This is a genomic window from Ollibium composti, assembly GCF_004801285.1.
Lineage (GTDB): Bacteria > Pseudomonadota > Alphaproteobacteria > Rhizobiales > Rhizobiaceae > Mesorhizobium > Mesorhizobium composti.
This window is the reverse complement of sequence record NZ_SSNY01000008.1, coordinates 1-16,598: the sequence shown is the minus strand read 5'-3', so window position 1 is coordinate 16,598 and position 16,598 is coordinate 1. Positions and strand designations below refer to the sequence as shown.

The 16,598-nt window shown below is 66.4% G+C and carries 15 protein-coding genes and 1 tRNA gene; 11 read left to right on the top strand and 5 right to left on the bottom strand.

The window, feature by feature from the left end:
* Positions 1–4: 4 nt before the first annotated feature.
* From fmt to truA, 3 genes are read left to right on the top strand one after another with little or no spacing between them, the layout of a single operon-like run.
* On the top strand, positions 5–946 hold the full coding sequence (gene fmt / locus E6C48_RS14100; protein ID WP_136358266.1) for a methionyl-tRNA formyltransferase: 942 nt from the start codon (positions 5–7) through the stop codon (positions 944–946).
* On the top strand, positions 943–1,449 hold the full coding sequence (locus tag E6C48_RS14095; protein WP_136358264.1) for a GNAT family N-acetyltransferase: 507 nt from the start codon (positions 943–945) through the stop codon (positions 1,447–1,449). The genes fmt and E6C48_RS14095 overlap by 4 nt, the downstream gene beginning before the upstream one ends.
* 12 nt (positions 1,450–1,461) lie before the next feature.
* On the top strand, positions 1,462–2,205 hold the full coding sequence (gene truA / locus E6C48_RS14090) for a tRNA pseudouridine(38-40) synthase TruA (protein ID WP_136358262.1): 744 nt from the start codon (positions 1,462–1,464) through the stop codon (positions 2,203–2,205).
* Positions 2,206–2,504: 299 nt separating this feature from the next.
* Here truA and E6C48_RS14085 read toward each other — a convergent pair whose 3' ends face one another.
* Positions 2,505–4,442, bottom strand: coding sequence for a long-chain-fatty-acid--CoA ligase (locus E6C48_RS14085; protein WP_136358260.1), 1,938 nt, complete (start codon positions 4,440–4,442; stop codon positions 2,505–2,507).
* A 424-nt stretch (positions 4,443–4,866) separates the two neighbouring features.
* On the opposite strand from E6C48_RS14085, the gene E6C48_RS14080 reads away from it, so the two are divergent.
* The 5 genes from E6C48_RS14080 to E6C48_RS14060 all read left to right on the top strand — a co-directional run bounded on the left by E6C48_RS14080 (position 4,867) and on the right by E6C48_RS14060 (position 10,175).
* Positions 4,867–6,462, top strand: coding sequence for an ABC transporter substrate-binding protein (locus E6C48_RS14080; RefSeq protein WP_136358259.1), 1,596 nt, complete (start codon positions 4,867–4,869; stop codon positions 6,460–6,462).
* 90 nt (positions 6,463–6,552) lie between these two features.
* Positions 6,553–7,557, top strand: a complete 1,005-nt coding sequence (locus E6C48_RS14075; protein ID WP_136358257.1) for an ABC transporter permease subunit — start codon at positions 6,553–6,555, stop codon at positions 7,555–7,557.
* A gap of 10 nt (positions 7,558–7,567) precedes the next feature.
* Entirely contained in the window at positions 7,568–8,482 is a 915-nt protein-coding gene (locus E6C48_RS14070; RefSeq protein ID WP_136358255.1) for an ABC transporter permease subunit, read from the top strand.
* Between the two features lie 2 nt (positions 8,483–8,484).
* The gene (locus tag E6C48_RS14065; RefSeq protein ID WP_136358253.1) at positions 8,485–9,339 is read left to right on the top strand and encodes an ABC transporter ATP-binding protein; all 855 of its coding nucleotides are present in this window, start codon (positions 8,485–8,487) and stop codon (positions 9,337–9,339) included.
* Positions 9,336–10,175 carry a dipeptide ABC transporter ATP-binding protein gene (locus E6C48_RS14060; protein WP_136358251.1) on the top strand — a complete coding sequence of 280 codons (840 nt, stop codon included), beginning with the start codon at positions 9,336–9,338 and terminating at the stop codon, positions 10,173–10,175. The genes E6C48_RS14065 and E6C48_RS14060 overlap by 4 nt, the downstream gene beginning before the upstream one ends.
* Before the next feature lie 137 nt (positions 10,176–10,312).
* Here the strand turns inward: E6C48_RS14060 and E6C48_RS14055 are convergent.
* Positions 10,313–10,388 (bottom strand) — tRNA-Thr (locus E6C48_RS14055).
* A gap of 212 nt (positions 10,389–10,600) precedes the next feature.
* Between E6C48_RS14055 and E6C48_RS14050 the strand changes: the two genes are divergently transcribed.
* Entirely contained in the window at positions 10,601–11,827 is a 1,227-nt protein-coding gene (locus tag E6C48_RS14050) for a hypothetical protein (protein WP_136358249.1), read from the top strand.
* Positions 11,828–11,835: 8 nt separating this feature from the next.
* On the opposite strand, the gene E6C48_RS14045 is transcribed toward E6C48_RS14050, so the two are convergent.
* The gene (locus tag E6C48_RS14045; protein WP_136358247.1) at positions 11,836–13,521 is read right to left on the bottom strand and encodes a cisplatin damage response ATP-dependent DNA ligase; all 1,686 of its coding nucleotides are present in this window, start codon (positions 13,519–13,521) and stop codon (positions 11,836–11,838) included.
* Positions 13,522–13,598: 77 nt separating this feature from the next.
* Between E6C48_RS14045 and E6C48_RS14040 the strand changes: the two genes are divergently transcribed.
* Positions 13,599–13,997, top strand: coding sequence for a YbhB/YbcL family Raf kinase inhibitor-like protein (locus E6C48_RS14040; protein WP_230978766.1), 399 nt, complete (start codon positions 13,599–13,601; stop codon positions 13,995–13,997).
* Between the two features lie 23 nt (positions 13,998–14,020).
* Here E6C48_RS14040 and E6C48_RS14035 read toward each other — a convergent pair whose 3' ends face one another.
* Positions 14,021–15,031 carry a ligase-associated DNA damage response exonuclease gene (locus E6C48_RS14035; RefSeq protein ID WP_136358245.1) on the bottom strand — a complete coding sequence of 337 codons (1,011 nt, stop codon included), beginning with the start codon at positions 15,029–15,031 and terminating at the stop codon, positions 14,021–14,023.
* Positions 15,032–15,169: 138 nt separating this feature from the next.
* Here E6C48_RS14035 and E6C48_RS14030 point away from each other — a divergent pair, with 138 nt between their 5' ends.
* Positions 15,170–16,084, top strand: coding sequence for a class I SAM-dependent DNA methyltransferase (locus tag E6C48_RS14030; RefSeq protein ID WP_136358243.1), 915 nt, complete (start codon positions 15,170–15,172; stop codon positions 16,082–16,084).
* Positions 16,085–16,105: 21 nt separating this feature from the next.
* Here E6C48_RS14030 and E6C48_RS14025 read toward each other — a convergent pair.
* A partial coding sequence (locus E6C48_RS14025; protein ID WP_136358241.1) for a transposase occupies positions 16,106–16,598 on the bottom strand: 493 nt, incomplete at its 5' end.

The window sequence follows — 16,598 nt, the reverse complement described above, 5'->3', positions numbered from 1 at the left end:
AGAAATGCCGCTTCGCATCGTCTTCATGGGCACGCCCGATTTCTCGGTGCCGACCTTGCGCGCGCTGGCCGGGGCCGGTCACGAGATCGCCGCCGTCTACACGCAGCCGCCGCGCGCCGCCGGCCGGCGCGGGCTGGAACTGACGCCGTCGCCGGTACAGCGCGAGGCCGAGCGGCTGGGCGTCGAGGTGCGAACGCCCGTCTCGCTGAAGGGCGAGGCCGAGCAGCAGGCCTTCGCCGCGCTGAACGCCGACGTCGCCGTCGTCGTCGCCTATGGCCTTCTGTTGCCGAAGCCGGTGCTGGACGCGCCCCGTCTCGGCTGCCTCAACGGCCATGCCTCGCTTCTGCCGCGCTGGCGCGGCGCCGCCCCCATCCAGCGCGCCATCATGGCCGGCGACGTCGAGACCGGCATGATGGTGATGAAGATGGAGGAGGGGCTGGACACCGGTCCGGTCGGGCTGGTTGAAAAAGTGGTTATTCGTGCCGACATGACCGCCGGCGACCTGCACGATCGCCTGATGGACGCAGGCGCCGCGCTGATGGTCGAGGCGCTTCGGCGGCTTGAAACCGGCGCGCTTTCTTTTACCGAACAGTCAAAAGAAGGCGTGACCTACGCAAAAAAGATCGATAAAGGCGAAACCCGCATTGATTGGACCCGGCCGTCGACGGGGGTTCACAACGCCATTCGCGGCCTGTCGCCGTTCCCCGGCGCATGGTGCGAGGCTCTTGTCGGCGGCAAGCCGGAGCGGCTGAAGCTGCTGCGCTCGACGCTGGCGGACGGGATGCAGGCCGGCGAGCCGGGCGAGATCCTGGATGGGCAGCTGACGGTCGCCTGCGGCAACGGCGCCGTAAGGCTCACCGAAGTGCAAAGAGCGGGTGGCAAGCCCGCAGCCGCCGACGATTTCCTGCGCGGCACGAGACTGGAAAAAGGAACGAGACTGTCATGAGCATGATGTCGATCCGCGCGGCCACGCCGCGCGACCGCGAGGCGATCCGCCTCGTCGAGGAACATGCCTTCGGCCAGCAGGCGGAGGCGGGTCTTGTCGACGCGCTGGTCGGCGGCGGCGATACGGTGCTGGAACTGGTCGCGGTGGACGAGGGCCAGGTGGTCGGCCACATCCTGTTTTCGCGGCTCGCCGTCAGCAACGGCGGCAAGTCTTTCCCCGCCGTGGCGCTGGCGCCGCTGGCGGTCGAGCCGTCCTTCCACGGCACCGGCATCGGCGGCGCTCTGGTGCGCGAGGCGCATCTCAGGCTGAAGGAGGCGGGCGAGAAGCTCGCCATCGTGCTCGGCGACCCGGCCTATTACGGCCGCTTCGGCTACAGCCATCAGCGCGCCGCCGGCTTCGACAGCGATTACCAGGGCGAGGCCTTGCAGGCGCTGGCCTGGGGTGAGGCGCCGGAAGGCGGGCAACTGGTCTACGCGCCGGCCTTCTCCGCGCTGGCTGCCTGATCCCTTTTCCGGATGCCGCGCTTCCGCCTCGACATCGAATATGACGGCGGCCCCTATGCCGGCTGGCAGCGGCAGGCCGGTCAGCATTCGGTGCAGGCGGCCATCGAGCAGGCGCTGGAAAAGTTCTGCGGCGAGGCGGTGACCTTGCGCGGCGCCGGCCGAACCGATGCCGGCGTCCATGCCACCGGTCAGGTCGCCCATATCGACCTCATGAAGGACTGGCGGCCGGATACGGTGCGCGACGCCGTCAATGCGCATTTGCAACAGGCCGGCGAGCGCGTCGCCGTCCTTGCCGCAAGCGTCGTCACCGAGGATTTCGACGCCCGCTTCTCGGCCAGGGCCCGGCACTACGTCTACCGCATCGCCAACCGCCGCGCCCCGCCGGCGCTGGACAAGGGCAAGGTGTGGTGGGTGCCGAAGCGCCTTGATGCAGAGGCCATGGATGCGGCGGCGAAACAACTTCTCGGCCGGCACGACTTCACCACCTTCCGCTCGGCGCAATGCCAGGCCAACAGTCCGCTGCGCACGCTCGACCGGCTGGATGTGATGCGCAGCGGCGATACGATTGAGGTCTTTGCCTCGGCGCGTTCCTTCCTGCATAACCAGGTCCGCTCCATGGTCGGTTCTCTGAAGAAGGTCGGCGAGGGCGCATGGACGTCCGCCGACCTGAAGGCCGCGCTTGACGCCCGCGACCGCGCCGCCTGCGGCCAGGTCGCGCCGCCGGACGGGCTGTTTCTGGTTAGTGTGAATTATTGAGGCAGTTTGCCAGCTGGGCCTGTCGCGGTACCCCGTCCTTACACGGCAGTGTTATCGCATATGGCGTAGCCCCCTCTCCGTCGCGCTACGCGCGCCACCTCTCCCCCCGTTCCGGGTGGAGAGGATAGGCCGGTCGCAGGCTTGGCGCCCATCCTCGCCCTCACGAAGTGGGGGAGAGGTGGCTCGGGCGTAGCCCGAGACGGAGAGGGGGAAACACCTATGTGATGCCCTTGCCTTCAGGAGGAAGTACGCGCAGGGCCTGAAAAAATTCCGTATATGACAGCCCCGCCCCCCAATCCTCACCCCCGCAGCTGCCGCCGCAGGATCTTGCCGACATTGGTCTTCGGCAGTTCGGTGCGGAACTCGACGTGGCGCGGGCGCTTGTAGCCGGTCAGCCGCTCGCGGCAGAAGGCGAGCAGGTCGGCTTCGGTCAGCGCCGGGTCCTTCCTGACGACGAAAAGCTTCGGCACCTCGCCGGACTTCTCGTCCGGCACGCCGATGGCCGCCACTTCCAGCACGCCGGGGTGCTGCGCCGCCACTTCCTCCAGCTCGTTCGGATAGACGTTGAAGCCCGAGACCAGGATCATGTCCTTCTTGCGGTCGACGATCTTGGTGTAGCCCTGCGGGTCCATGAAACCCATGTCGCCGGTCTTGAAGAAGCCGTCGGCGGTCATCACCTTGGCCGTCTCGTCGGGCCGCTGCCAATAGCCGGCCATCACTTGCGGCCCGCGGATGCAGATCTCGCCGACTTCGCCGAGCGGCACCGGTTCGCCGTCGTCGTCGCGGATCGAGAGTTCGGTGGAAGGCAGCGGCAGGCCGATGGTGCCCGTGAAGGCGTCTGCATCGAAGCGGTTGGCGGTCGCCACCGGCGAGGTCTCCGACAGGCCGTAGCCCTCCGAGATCATACAGCCGGTCAGTTCCTTCCAGCGGTCGGCGACGGATTTCTGTGCGGCCATGCCGCCGGCGAAGGTCAGCACCAGCGGCCTGAAGTCCAGCTTGCGGAAATCCTCGTTGTTGAGCAGCGCGTTGAACAGCGTGTTGAGGCCGGGGAAGATGTTGACCTTGTACTTCGCCAGTTCCTTGACGAAACCCGGAATGTCGCGCGGGTTGGTGATGAGCAGGTTCTGCGCGCCCTGCTGCATGCCCATCAGCGCGTTCACCGTCAGCGCGTAGATGTGATAGAGCGGCAGCGGGCAGACATAGACGAGGTTGGCCGGCCGCGGCCGCTTGATGAAGGCCGTTTCCACCCACAGCGCGTTCTGCGCCACGTTGGCCAGCACGTTGCGGTGGAGCAGCGTCGCGCCCTTGGAAACGCCCGTCGTGCCGCCGGTATATTGCAGGAAGGCGACATCGTCGGCCGACACCTCGGCCGGCATGAAGGTGCCGGCGCGTCCGGCTTTGAGCGCGGCGGCGAACTTTATATGGCCGGGCAGCGACCACGCCGGCACCAGCTTCTTCACCCGCCGCACGACGAAATTGACGATCGTCCCCTTCAGTCCACCCAGCATTTCGCCGAGCGAGGCGACGACGACGGTCTTCACCGCCGTCTTGGCCACCACGGACTGCAAGGTCGAGGCGAAGTTCTCCAGGATGACGATGGCTTCGGCGCCGGAATCCTTCAACTGGTGTTCCAGTTCGCGCGGCGTGTAGAGGGGGTTGACGTTGACCACGACGTAGCCGGCCCTGAGCACCGCCATCATCGCCACCGGATATTGCAGCGTGTTCGGCATCATGATGGCGACGCGCGCGCCCTTCGCCAGACCGCGCGATTGCAGGAAGGCGCCGAAATCGGCCGACAGCCGCTCCGTCTCGGCGTAGCTGATGGTCTTGTCCATGCAGGTGAAGGCCGGGCGGCTGGCGAAACGCTGGCAGGCCTCCACCAGAAGCGCGCCGATCGAGGACGCGGGCAGCGGGCCGATCTCGGCCGGGATGATGTCCGGATAGCTCGCCAGCCACGGCTTGGCCGCCTCTCCCGATGCGATGGCAGCGCTTGCCTTCGGCAACGACTTGGGCGCCGTCCGGGCCTTGGGTGCTGTCTGCGCCGCCTGCTTGCGCGCGGCGACCGGCGCAGCCTTCGCCTTGGCGGAGGCGACAGGCTTGGCTGCGGCTTTCGCCGCCGGCTTGGCGGCCGTCCGCTTTGCGACTGCCGGCTTGGCATCCGTCGCCGGCTTGGCGCCTGCCTGCCTTTTTGTGTCCGCCGCCTTCTTCCTGGCCGTCGTGCCGGCTGACTTCGCCACCTGCTCCTCCCCGATAGGTGTCCCGGTGGATGCGGGGCCGGGATTTGCCAGCCTCGCATCCTTGCGGACTATCTATCGCGACAATCCCAAAGCTGCGCAAGTCTTGCCCCAAGGGCAGGCCGGCAAGGAATTCGTCGCACCGCGTCTTTCGTCGCGGATGCGGTCGGGCGCAGGTTTCGCCGGCGCTGTCGGTAGGCAGGAAAGGCGGAGAAAATTTTGCTTATCACGCGAAAAAGACAGCCATGAAAACTGCGTGATATATTCGACGAGGAACGGTTTTGCTAAGAATATGGCTTTTCTTGGAACGTCGTTCCGCATGCCGTGCGGTAAGCAAACTGGGTGTTCCAAAGCTTTGAAAACGATGCTTATATGCGGCCTCCGCGAGCCTGATAGAGGGGCTTGGAAAAACTTCAGGGAGTTCTCAATGAAAAAGAAAATGGCTTTTGCGGCTGCGTTGCTGGCCGCAACGGTGCTGGGAGGCGTGGCCAACGCAAAGACGCTGGTCTACTGTTCGGAAGGGTCGCCGGAAGGCTTCGACCCCGGCCTCTACACCGCCGGCACGACGTTCGATGCGTCCTCGCGCACGGTCTACAACCGCCTCGTCGAGTTCAAGCACGGCTCCACCGAGCTCGAGCCCGGCCTCGCCGAGAGCTGGACGATTTCCGATGACGGCCTGGAATACACCTTCAAGCTGCGCCAGGGCGTCAAGTTCCAGACCACCGACTTCTTCACGCCGACGCGCGAGTTCAACGCCGACGACGTGATCTACTCCTTCGAGCGCCAGCTCAAGGCCGACAATCCGTGGAACAAGTATGTCGCCGGCGCTTCCTGGGAATATTCGGCCGGCATGGGCTTCCCCGACCTCATCAAGGGAATAGAGAAGGTCGACGACCACACCGTCAAGTTCGTGCTGAACCATCCCGAGGCGCCGTTCATGGCCGACCTCGGCATGGACTTCGCCTCGATCCTGTCGAAGGAATATGCCGACAAGCTGGCCGCCGACGGCAAGATGGAGCAGATGAACCAGCAGCCGCTGGGCACCGGCCCCTTCACCTTCGTCGCCTACCAGCCGGATGCGGCGATCCGCTACAAGGCCAATGACAGCTACTGGAACGGCAAGCCGAAGATCGATGATCTCGTCTTCGCCATCACCACCGACGCCTCGGTGCGCCGGCAGAAGCTGGAAGCCGGCGAATGCCAGATCTATCCGTATCCGAACGCGGCTGACGTCCAGGCGCTCAAGGACAACAAGGATCTGAACGTCGAGGAGCAGGCCGGCCTCAACGTCGCCTATCTCGCCTACAACACGCTGGTCGCGCCCTTCGACAAGGCGGAAGTGCGCCGCGCGCTGAACGAGGCGATCAACAAGAAGGCGATCGTCGACGCCGTCTTCGAGGGCCAGGCGCAGGTCGCCAAGAACCCGATCCCGCCGACCATGTGGTCCTACAACAACGACGTGAAGGATGACGAATACAACCCCGACGCGGCCAAGGCCGCGCTGGAGAAGGCCGGCGTCAAGGATCTCAAGATGAAGATCTGGGCGATGCCGGTTTCGCGTCCCTACATGCTGAACGCCCGCCGTGCGGCGGAGCTGATGCAGGCGGACCTCGCCAAGGTCGGCGTCACCGCCGAGATCGTCTCCTATGAGTGGGCCGAGTACCTGAAGCGCTCGTCCGACAAGGACCGCGACGGCGCCGTCATCCTCGGCTGGACCGGCGACAACGGCGATCCGGACAACTTCCTCGACACGCTCCTGGGCTGCACCGCCGTCGGCGGCAACAACCGCGCCCAGTGGTGCAACAAGGAGTTCGACGATCTGGTGAAGAAGGCCAAGCAGACCTCCGACCAGGCCGAACGCGCCAAGCTCTACGAGCAGGCGCAGGTGGTCTTCAAGAAGGAGGCGCCCTGGGCCACGATCGACCACTCGACGGTGTTCATGCCGATGTCGAAGAAGGTCACCGGCTACACCCAGGACCCGCTCGGCATCCATCGCTTCGACAACGTCGACATCGCCGAGTAATCCTCCAAACAGCGCCCGGCTCCGGCCGGGCGCTTGCTTATCCGTCCCTGGTCGGTTGCTCCGGCCGGGGCGAGATGTCATAGGACATCCATGCTCAAATTCTTCTTCGGTCGGCTGCTGGTCCTGATCCCCACCTTCATCGGGGTCTCGATCATCGCCTTCGCCTTCATCCGCCTTTTGCCGGGCGATCCGGTCATGCTGATGTCGGGCGAACGCGTCATGGACCCGGCGCGCCACACCCAGATCATGCACGAACTCGGCATGGATCGGCCGATGGTCGTGCAGTACCTTTCCTATATCGGCGGCATCCTGCAGGGCGACTTCGGCACCTCCATCGTCACCAAGCGACCGATCATCCAGCAGTTCTTCGCGCTGTTCCCGGCGACGCTGGAACTCTCCGTCTGCGCCATCATCTTCGCCATCGTGCTCGGCATTCCGGCCGGCGTCTTCGCCGCCATCAAGCGCGGCTCCTTCTTCGACCAGTCGGTGATGGGGGCGGCGCTGGTCGGCTACTCGATGCCGATCTTCTGGTGGGGCCTGCTGCTGATCATCCTGTTCTCCGGCATATTGCGCTGGACGCCGGTGTCGGGCCGCATCGACCTGCTCTATTTCTTCCCATCCGTCACCGGCTTCATGCTGATCGACTCGCTGCTGTCGGGCCAGAAGGGCGCCTTCACCTCCGCGCTCAGCCACCTCATCCTGCCGACCATCGTGCTCGGCACCATTCCGCTCGCCGTCATCGCGCGCCAGACGCGCTCGGCCATGCTGGAAGTGCTGTCGGAGGACTATGTGCGCACCGCCCGCGCCAAGGGCCTTTCGCCCTTCCGCGTCGTCGGCATCCATGCGCTGCGCAACGCCATGATCCCGGTCATCACCACGATCGGCCTGCAGGTGGGCGTGATGCTGGCCGGCGCGATCCTGACCGAGACGATCTTCTCCTGGCCGGGCATCGGCAAGTGGATGGTGGATTCGGTGTTCAAGCGCGACTATCCGGTCATCCAGGGCGGGCTGCTTCTGATCGCCGCCATCATCATGATCGTCAACCTGATCGTTGACCTGCTCTACGGGCTGGTCAACCCGCGCATCCGGCATTGAGGAGAGGACGATGGCTGACACGACCGCCAAGACCGCTTCCTCCCTCGACGAGATGTCGCCGCGCCGGCGCCAGCTCGCCGAGTTCTGGTTCTATTTTTCGGAGAACAAGGGCGCCGTCATCGGCCTGTGGTTTGTCCTTGCCCTCATCATCGTGGCGGTTCTGGCGCCGCTGATCGCGCCGCACGAGCCTTACCAGCAGTACCGCGACGCCGTGCTGGTGCCGCCGGTGTGGCAGGACGGCGGGCGCTGGGAGTTCCTGCTCGGCACCGACGCGGTCGGCCGCGACATCCTCTCGCGCCTTCTGTTCGGCGCACGCTATTCGCTGTTCATCGGCATCGTCGTCACGGCCATCGCGCTGGTCGCCGGCATCCTGATCGGCGTCGTCGCCGGCTATTTCCGCGGCTGGGTCGATACCGTCATCATGCGGCTGATGGACATCATCCTGGCCTTCCCCTCGCTGCTCCTCGCGCTGACGCTGGTGGCGGTGCTGGGGCCGGGCCTCGACAACGCGATGATCGCCATCGCGCTCGTTTACCAGCCGCATTTCGTGCGCCTGACGCGCGCGGCGGTGATGTCTGAAAAGACGCGCGACTATGTGATTGCCGCCCGCGTCGCCGGCGCCGGCCCGCTGCGCCTGATGTTCAGGACCATCCTGCCCAACTGCATGGCGCCGCTGATCGTGCAGGCGACGCTCTCCTTCTCCAACGCCATCCTCGATGCGGCGGCCCTCGGCTTCCTCGGCATGGGCGCGCAGCCGCCGACGCCGGAATGGGGCACCATGCTGGCCGAGGCGCGCGAGTTCATCCTGCGCGCCTGGTGGGTGGTGACGCTGCCCGGCCTCGCCATCCTCATCACCGTGCTCGCCATCAACGTCATGGGCGACGGCCTGCGCGACGCGCTCGATCCCAAGATGAAGAGGTCGTGACCATGGCCCTACTTGAGATCGAAAACCTCGTCGTCGAGTTCGAGACGGCATCAGGCCCGTTCCGCGCGGTGGACGGCGTATCGCTCAAGGTCGACGAGCGCGAGGTGCTGGCGATCGTCGGCGAGTCCGGTTCCGGCAAATCGGTGTCGATGCTGGCGATCATGGGCCTTCTGCCGTGGACGGCGAAGGTTTCCGCCGACAAGGCGCTGTTTAACGGCAAGGACATGCTGGGCATGAGCCAGTCCGAGCGCCGCCGCATCGTCGGCCGCGACGTCGCCATGATCTTCCAGGAGCCGATGGCGAGCCTCAACCCGTGCTTCACCGTCGGCTACCAGATTGAGGAGGTGCTGCGCTTCCACCTCGGCCTCGACAGGAAGAAGCGGCACGCGCGCGCCGTCGAACTGTTCACGCAGGTCGGCATTCCGAACCCCGAGGAGCGGTTGTCCTCCTATCCGCACCAGATGTCGGGCGGCCAGTGCCAGCGCGTCATGATCGCCATGGCCATCGCCTGCAATCCCAAGCTCCTGATCGCCGACGAGCCGACCACGGCGCTCGACGTCACCATCCAGAAGCAGATCCTCGACCTGTTGATGAACCTGCAGGCCGAGAACGGTATGGGCATGATCATGATCACCCACAATATGGGCGTGGTGGCCGAGACGGCCGACCGTGTCATCGTCCAGTACAAGGGACGCAAGATGGAGGAGGCGGACGTGCTGTCGCTATTCGAGGCACCGAAGAACGCCTATACGCGCGCGCTGCTGGCGGCTCTTCCCGACAACGCCACCGGCGACCGGCTGCCGACCATCGCCGGCCTGATGCTGGAAGGCAACGCATCCGTGGCGGCCTCGCAATGAGCGCCGGCGCAGAAATCGTCGTCGAGGGCCGCGACATCAAGCGCGACTACATCGTGCCGGGCGGCGTGTTCAAGCCGGCGCGCACGGTGCACGCGGTCAAGGGCGTCTCCTTCAAGGTGGAGAAGGGCAAGACGCTGGCCATCGTCGGCGAATCGGGCTGCGGCAAGTCCACGCTGGCGCGCATCATCACGCTGATCGACCCGGCGACCTCCGGCGAATTGTTGCTCGACGGCCACAAGGTCGATATCGCGGCCGGGCGGCCGACGCCGGAACTGCGCCGCAAGGTGCAGATCGTCTTCCAGAACCCGTACGGCTCGCTCAATCCGCGCCAGAAGATCGGCGACGTTTTGATGGAGCCGCTGGTCATCAACACCGACACGCCGGCGGCCGAGCGGCGCGACCGTGCCTACGACATGCTGCGCAAGGTCGGGCTGGAGGACAAGCACTTCAACCGCTATCCGCACATGTTCTCCGGCGGCCAGCGCCAGCGCATAGCCATCGCGCGTGCGCTGATGCTGAGGCCGAGCCTGCTTGTGCTGGACGAGCCGGTTTCGGCGCTCGATCTGTCCGTTCAGGCGCAGGTGCTCAACCTGCTTGCCGACCTGCAGGACGAGTTCCAGCTCACCTACGTCTTCATCAGCCATGATCTCTCGGTCGTGCGCTACATCGCCGACGACGTGATGGTGATGTATTTCGGCGAGGCGGTGGAATACGGCAGCCGCGACGCGGTCTTCTCCAACCCGCAGCACAGCTACACAAAGACGCTGTTCGCGGCCACGCCCCGCGCTGACGTCGACAGCATCAAGGCCAGGCTGGCGAAGAAGGCCGCCGCCTGACCGCAAGCCGTGGGTCATACCTTCGGTTTGGAGTGTCGAATCGAACCCTTCGGGTTCGCAAGCCCGACCGGGCGTCGCGCGGCCAGCGCGCCCCATCGGAGCCGTAAGCGAAGCGAACTGGCGTGAGATCGAACAAATGGTGCCGCTTGCGTGACTCGAACACGCGACCCTCGCATTACGAATGCGATGCTCTACCAACTGAGCTAAAGCGGCCTGCGGAGCGTGGCGCTCCGAGAATGCGGCGGTGATAGCCGCAAGCGGGCGCAAATTCAAGATGCGTCGTCGGCTATTGTGCGCGGCTTTCGCGCCGCAGGAAAACGGTGCGCGGGCAGGCCGGATTGCCGGCTATGCGGTCCACACCCGTTGATTGATTGCCCGGCTGCGTTTAACCATCATGTTTCTGACGCCGCGTAGAGGATTGGTGCTTGGATCCGATCGAGAAAGCGATCCGCAACGCCTTCGAGAAGGGCAATGCCGACGACAGGGCGTTCCGCGAGAAGGTGTATCGCTCGGCCTTCGCCGCGCTCGACCGTGCCCTGCAGGCCAATCCGGGCGTGACGGTCGAGGCGGCCATCAACCGCCGCAAGGCCATGCAGGCCAAGATCGCCGAGATCGAATCGGAGTTCCTGCCTGCCGTGGACAGCGCCCCGCCGGCACCAGGCGCCGACGATGCGGCGCCCGCCGTCGATATCGGCGGGCAGCGATCGGAAGACGCGTCGTCCACACCTGCTCCAGCCGTCGAGGTTTCCGGGGCGGGCTCCGGCGAGGTCCCGTCGATCGAAATGCCGCCCGTCGGCGGCGCTTCCGCGTCGCCTTCGGTCGAGACCGGGCGGCCGCAGGGGAAGGGCGATCGCGTCGAGCCCGAGTTTTCGCCGCAGCAGGCTTCCGGCGCCGCAGCGGCGCGGGCGCGCGTCGAGCCGTCCGTCGCCGACATCACGCCTGCTCCGGCGCTGGCCGGCAGCGCGCCTTCCGAGGCGGCCGCGAACGTGGCGCCTGACCGCGACGAGCGGCGGGCCCGCCGCCGCTTTCCCACCGGTCTGGTCGTCGGCGTGCTCCTGCTTGCGGCCATTGCCGCCGGGGCGTGGTGGGCCGTGCAGTCCGGCCTGTTCAGGCTGCCGGGAGAAATCGGTTCGTCGCGGCCGGCAGGGGAAGATGGGGATCAGGCGACGGCACCGGCGGAAGGCACCTTGCAGAAGCCGGGCGAGGCGGATCAGCGCAACTGGATCACCGTCTTCGCGCCGAACGATCCCACCCATGTCAACGCCCCTTCGGATGCCAAGGCCGAGGTGATGCAGGACGACAGCGGTTCCTTCCTGCGTGTCCGTTCCGGCAGTTCCGGCTCGGCCGTCAGCTTCGACGTCGGCCAGGGCGTGCTGGAGCAACTGGCCGGCAAGCATGCCGTCTTCGACATCGTCGCCCGCGCCGAGGAAGGCAAGGACACGCAGATGTCCATCGACTGCAATTTCGGCGAACTCGGCGATTGCGGCCGCAAGCGCTATGCGGTCGGCCACGAGAAGAACGAATATCTGTTCGACGTCGACTTCCCCGACAAGCGTCCCGGCGCCGCCGGCGCCATCGCCGTCAATTCCGACTTCGACGGGCAGGGCAAGTCGGTCGATATCTACGAGATCAGGGTGTCGGTCGTCGAGTAGGGTACTGCTCAGTCGAGCAGTGCCTGCAGTGTCTCGATGCGGTCGGCCTCGGCCGGCGGTTTGTCCCAGCGCAGGCGCGAGACGCGCGGGAAGCGCATGGCGACGCCCGACTTGTGCCGGGTGGAACGCGCCAGCCCCTCGAAAGCGACCTCGATCACCAGTCCGTTCGTCTTGTCGGCGCGCACCGAACGCACCGGGCCGAAGCGCTCGACGGTGTTGTCGCGGACATATTTGTCTATTCTGCGCAGTTCCTCGTCGGTGAAGCCGAAATAGGCCTTGCCGACCGGCACCAGTTCCTCCGCGCCCTCCGGCCCGGACCAGACGCCGAAGGTGTAGTCGGAATAGAAGGAGGACCGCTTGCCGTGGCCGCGCTGGGCATACAAGAGCACGGCGTCGACGGTGTGCGGGTCGCGCTTCCATTTGAACCACGGGCATTTCGGCCGCCCGGCGAGATAGGGCGAATCCCATCGCTTGAGCATCACGCCTTCGATGATCGGATGCGGCGGTGCGGTGCGCCTGCGCTCCAGTTCGTCCCAGCCGGCGAAGGCGACCAGCGGCGACAGGTCGAAGCGGGCCGGGTCGAGCGTGGGGACGAACGCTTCCAGCCGCTCGCGCCGTTGCCGGAAGGCGAGGGCGCGCAGGTCTTCATCGCCCGCCTGCAACAGGTCGTAGCAGCGCACGAAGGCGGGATAGCGCTCGCGCATCGCCGCCGACACGCTCTTGCGGTTCAACCGCTGTTGCAGGTCGGAAAAGGTGCCGGTGGCGGACGGCGTGCCGACCAGCAGTTCGCCGTCGAGCACGCCGGAAAAATCGACGGCGCCCGCCAGGTCGGGGAAGGCACCTGCGACGTCGTCGCCGGTGCGCGAATAAAGCCGTACCCCGCCTCCTTCCGCCACGACCTGCACGCGGATGCCGTCCCATTTCCATTCGGCGGCGTAGTCGGCCGGATCGAGCTTGTCGAAATCGCCGGCCTCGACGGCATGGGCGAGCATCACCGGCCGGAACAGGCCTTTCGCTGCCGTTTCGGGTTTCGGCGCCCTGCCTTCCAGCCAGGCGAACAGGTCGGCATAGGGCGGTGAAAGGCCGTGCCAGAGCTCCTCGATCTCGGCCACGTCGACCTTGCCGAGGGCGGCCAGCGCCTGCTTGGCGAGCCGTGCCGAAACGCCGATGCGCAACCCGCCCGTGACCAGCTTGATGATGGCGAAGCGGGCGGACGTTCCGGCGCTGTCGAGCAGCCGGGCGAGTATCTTCGGGCCGTCCGAGCGGCTGGCGGATTGCAGGGCGGAGACGACGTTTGCCAACGTTGGGGCTGTTCCATCGTTGTCACCCCCACCCCTAACCCCTCCCCGCAAGGGGGAGGGGGACAAGGGCGCGGCAGCTTCCCCTCCCCCTTGCGGGGAGGGGTTAGGGGTGGGGGTATTCCGCTCTGGCCAGACGAGGGAAACGGTTTCCGCTAGGTCGCCGACATAGTCGTAGGAATAGGAAAACAGCACCGGGTCCATGCGCTCTTCCACCAGCGCCCGCAGCACGGCGGGCTTGACGGACGCGATGGTGAGGTCGCCGGTGATCGCTGCCAGGGCCAGGCCCCGGTCAGGGTCTTCCACCGAACGGAAGTAGTCGGTCAGCAAGGTCAGCTTGCCGTTGCGCGACGGCGTCAGCACCAGCCGGTCGAGGAGTTCCGCGAAGCGGTTCATTTCGGCCCACCGGCGCTTGACAGGTCGGCACCCTGCAACATCTTTCGTCCCAGCCCTCGGGTTCCGGAGCCCGGCCGATGAACCTCAAGATCCTGCGTGCTTTGCTGTTGCCGGTCGCGATGGCCGCGTCGAGCGCCTCCGCCGCCGATTTCTCGATCGGGTTCGACTGGGGCAATCTCAAGACGTGCACCAGCGGAAATCCGAGCACCGTTCCCAGTCCCGGGTTCAGGCTGCGTGGCGTGCCAGCAGGCACGGTGGCGATCCAGTTCACGATGACGGACCTCGCTGTGCCGAACTATCCTCATGGCGGCGGCAAGGTCGCCTACAGGGGAGGCTCCGCCATAGCGGCCGGCGCCTTCACCTACCGCAGCCCGTGCCCGCCGAACGGGCGGCATACCTATCGGTGGAAGGCGACCGCCTTCGATGCCGCCGGCAAGAAGCTCGATGAGGCGGAAGCGCGCAAGCCCTACCCCTGAGGGCGCTACCCCTGACAACGCCATCAGTCGCCCTCGTCTTCGTAGCCGACCAGATTGAGCGGCCGGGCGGCGATGCCCTGAAGCTCGCACCAGCGCACCAGCGCTTCCTCGCGGCCATGCGTGACCCAGATCTCGGATGCGCCGGTGTCGCGGATGGTGTCGGTCAGTTCGTCCCAGTCGGAATGGTCGGAGATGATCAGCGGCAGTTCCACGCCGCCCTGCTTGGCGCGCTGGCGGATGCGCATCCAGCCCGACGCGAAGCAGGACAGCGGGTCGGGAAAGCGCCGCGCCCAGCGGTCCTGGAAGGCGGATGGCGGGCCGATGACGACGGCGTCGGCGAAATCGCCCTTCGAGCCGGTCTCGACGGTGGCGGGCTCCAGCCTGCCGAGGTCGATGCCGCGGCTCTGGTAATAGTCCGAAATCGTCGTCAGCGCGCCGTGGATATAGATCGGCCTGTCGTAGCCGGCGTCGCGCAGCAGCCGCATGACGCGCTGCGCCTTGCCGAGCGCATAGGCGCCGATCAGATGGGTGCGCTCGGGGAACTGCGCCACTGATTTCAGGAGCCGGGCGATTTCTTCCTCGGCCGGCGGATGGCGGAACACCGGCAGGCCGAAGGTCGCCTCGGTGATGAAGACGTCGCAGGAAACCACCTCGAACGGCTCGCTGGTGGCGTCCGGGATGCGCTTGTAGTCGCCGGAGGCGACGATGCGCATGCCGCCGTGCTCGACCGCGATCTGCGCCGAGCCGAGCACATGGCCGGCCGGATGGAAGGTGACGGCGACGCCGTTGACGTGAAGGGTCTCGCCGAATGCGGCCGGCTGCGTCGTGCCGGCGAAATCCTCGCCGCAGCGCAGCCCCATGATGTCCAGCGTCTCCCGCGTCGCCATCACCGCGCCATGGCCGGAGCGCGCGTGGTCGGAATGGCCGTGCGTGACCAGCGCCCGCGCCACCGGCTGCACGGGATCGATGAAGAAATCGCCGGGCGGACAGTAGAGGCCTTCGGGGCGGGGGCAGAGCAGGTCCTTCGCGCGCATGCGGCAAGGATAGGCTTTTATTCACCGGCGAAAAGCTGCCCGCGCAACGCTCCTGACTCCCCGCTTGCAAGTTGAAGAAAGTTGGATCATAGCGAGCGCCCCGGCGCTTCTCGCCGGCGGACCCTAGAGACCTCGACCATGAAACCGCTTCAGGCTTCGTCCGGTGACGTGCTTGCCGATCGTCGTGCCGGCTATGCGGAAATGCTGTTTTCTTCCGGCGACCATGCCGCCGCCGCCGACCTGATGCGCGATGCGCTGGACCTTTCGCCCGGCTGGGCGCTGGGCTGGTTCAGGCTGGGCGAGATGCGCGAGGCCGCCGGCGCGCTCGACGCGGCCGCCGAAGCCTGGACGACGGCGCTGGAGCTTGATCCGCGCGACCGGTCGGGCGCGGCCCTCAAGCTGGCAGTGATCGGCCGCGCGCCGTCGGCCGAGACATCGTCCAGCGCTTTCGTCGAGGCGCTGTTCGACCAGTATGCCGACACCTTCGATGCCGCGCTGGTGGAAAAGCTCGCCTACCGCGTGCCGGCGCTGCTTTCCGATGCGGTCCATATGCAGCGGCGCGGCACGTTCCGGCTGGCGCTCGACCTCGGCTGCGGCACCGGCCTGATGGGCGAAGTGTTGCGGCCCCATGTGGAGCGCCTGGAAGGGTTCGACATTTCGGCCCGAATGCTGGCCAAGGCGCGCGCGCGTGCCATCTACGACCGGCTGGAAAAGGCAGACTTGCAGGATTTCCGCTACGAAGGAGGTCGGCCTGACCTGATCGTTGCCGCCGACGTCCTCATCTATCTCGGCGCGCTGGAGCGTGTGGCGAAAACCGTCGCCGGCCTGCTTTCGCCGGGGGGCCTGTTCGCCTTCTCGGTCGAGCGGCTGGCGGGAGAGGGCGATTTCGCCCTCCAGCCGTCCCGCCGCTACGCGCATTCGGAGCCGTATGTCCGCCGCCTTCTGGGCGAAAACGGCCTGGACGTGCTGTGGCTGGAGGAGCACGTCCTGCGGCTGGATCGCGGCGAGCCGGTGGTCGGGCTGATCGTGATGGCGTCTTTCCCTCCCCCTTGAGGGGAGCGACTATCTGAGGTGTCAAGTTGCATTTGCGAACTCGGTGCGCGCGTCGCGTGCTTTTGCGTTGAGGATGACGAGTAGCTTGCGGGCGAGCGCGATGCGGATGACCATCTTCTCTTTTCCGGCGGCCTGCAGCCGCTGATGGAAGGCGGCGAGATGCGGGTCGTATTTGGCGGCGAGCCTGGCGATGAGAAAGAGCACACCGCGCGGCCCGGCGCGGCCACCGCGCAGGTGACGTCGGCCGCTACGCCTGCCGCTGTCGTTGGCCATCGGCGCCAGCCCGGCGAGCTTGGCGATTGCCTTGTTGGAAAGGATGCCGATTTCGGGCAATTGAGCAAGCAGGCGGGCCACGGTGCGCGAAGCCACGCCCTTGATCGAGCGGAAGGTCCGATCGAGCCTGGCCCACAGCGGGTCGTCGTCGATCAACGAGGCGATCTCGCCCTCGATGCGGCGGCTCTGGCGCGTGAGCAGCGCGATGACCTCTTCGAGACTTGCGACCGTCTCGGCATCG

Bases quoted from the DNA above. Each gene is read 5' to 3' on its own strand.
- fmt (WP_136358266.1), top strand. From the start codon at position 5: ATGCCGCTTCGCATCGTCTTCATGGGCACGCCCGATTTCTCGGTGCCG.
- E6C48_RS14095 (WP_136358264.1), top strand. From the start codon at position 943: ATGAGCATGATGTCGATCCGCGCGGCCACGCCGCGCGACCGCGAGGCG.
- truA (WP_136358262.1), top strand. From the start codon at position 1,462: ATGCCGCGCTTCCGCCTCGACATCGAATATGACGGCGGCCCCTATGCC.
- E6C48_RS14080 (WP_136358259.1), top strand. From the start codon at position 4,867: ATGAAAAAGAAAATGGCTTTTGCGGCTGCGTTGCTGGCCGCAACGGTG.
- E6C48_RS14075 (WP_136358257.1), top strand. From the start codon at position 6,553: ATGCTCAAATTCTTCTTCGGTCGGCTGCTGGTCCTGATCCCCACCTTC.
- E6C48_RS14070 (WP_136358255.1), top strand. From the start codon at position 7,568: ATGGCTGACACGACCGCCAAGACCGCTTCCTCCCTCGACGAGATGTCG.
- E6C48_RS14065 (WP_136358253.1), top strand. From the start codon at position 8,485: ATGGCCCTACTTGAGATCGAAAACCTCGTCGTCGAGTTCGAGACGGCA.
- E6C48_RS14060 (WP_136358251.1), top strand. From the start codon at position 9,336: ATGAGCGCCGGCGCAGAAATCGTCGTCGAGGGCCGCGACATCAAGCGC.
- E6C48_RS14045 (WP_136358247.1), bottom strand. From the start codon at position 13,521: ATGAACCGCTTCGCGGAACTCCTCGACCGGCTGGTGCTGACGCCGTCG.
- E6C48_RS14040 (WP_230978766.1), top strand. From the start codon at position 13,599: ATGAACCTCAAGATCCTGCGTGCTTTGCTGTTGCCGGTCGCGATGGCC.
- E6C48_RS14035 (WP_136358245.1), bottom strand. From the start codon at position 15,031: ATGCGCGCGAAGGACCTGCTCTGCCCCCGCCCCGAAGGCCTCTACTGT.
- E6C48_RS14030 (WP_136358243.1), top strand. From the start codon at position 15,170: ATGAAACCGCTTCAGGCTTCGTCCGGTGACGTGCTTGCCGATCGTCGT.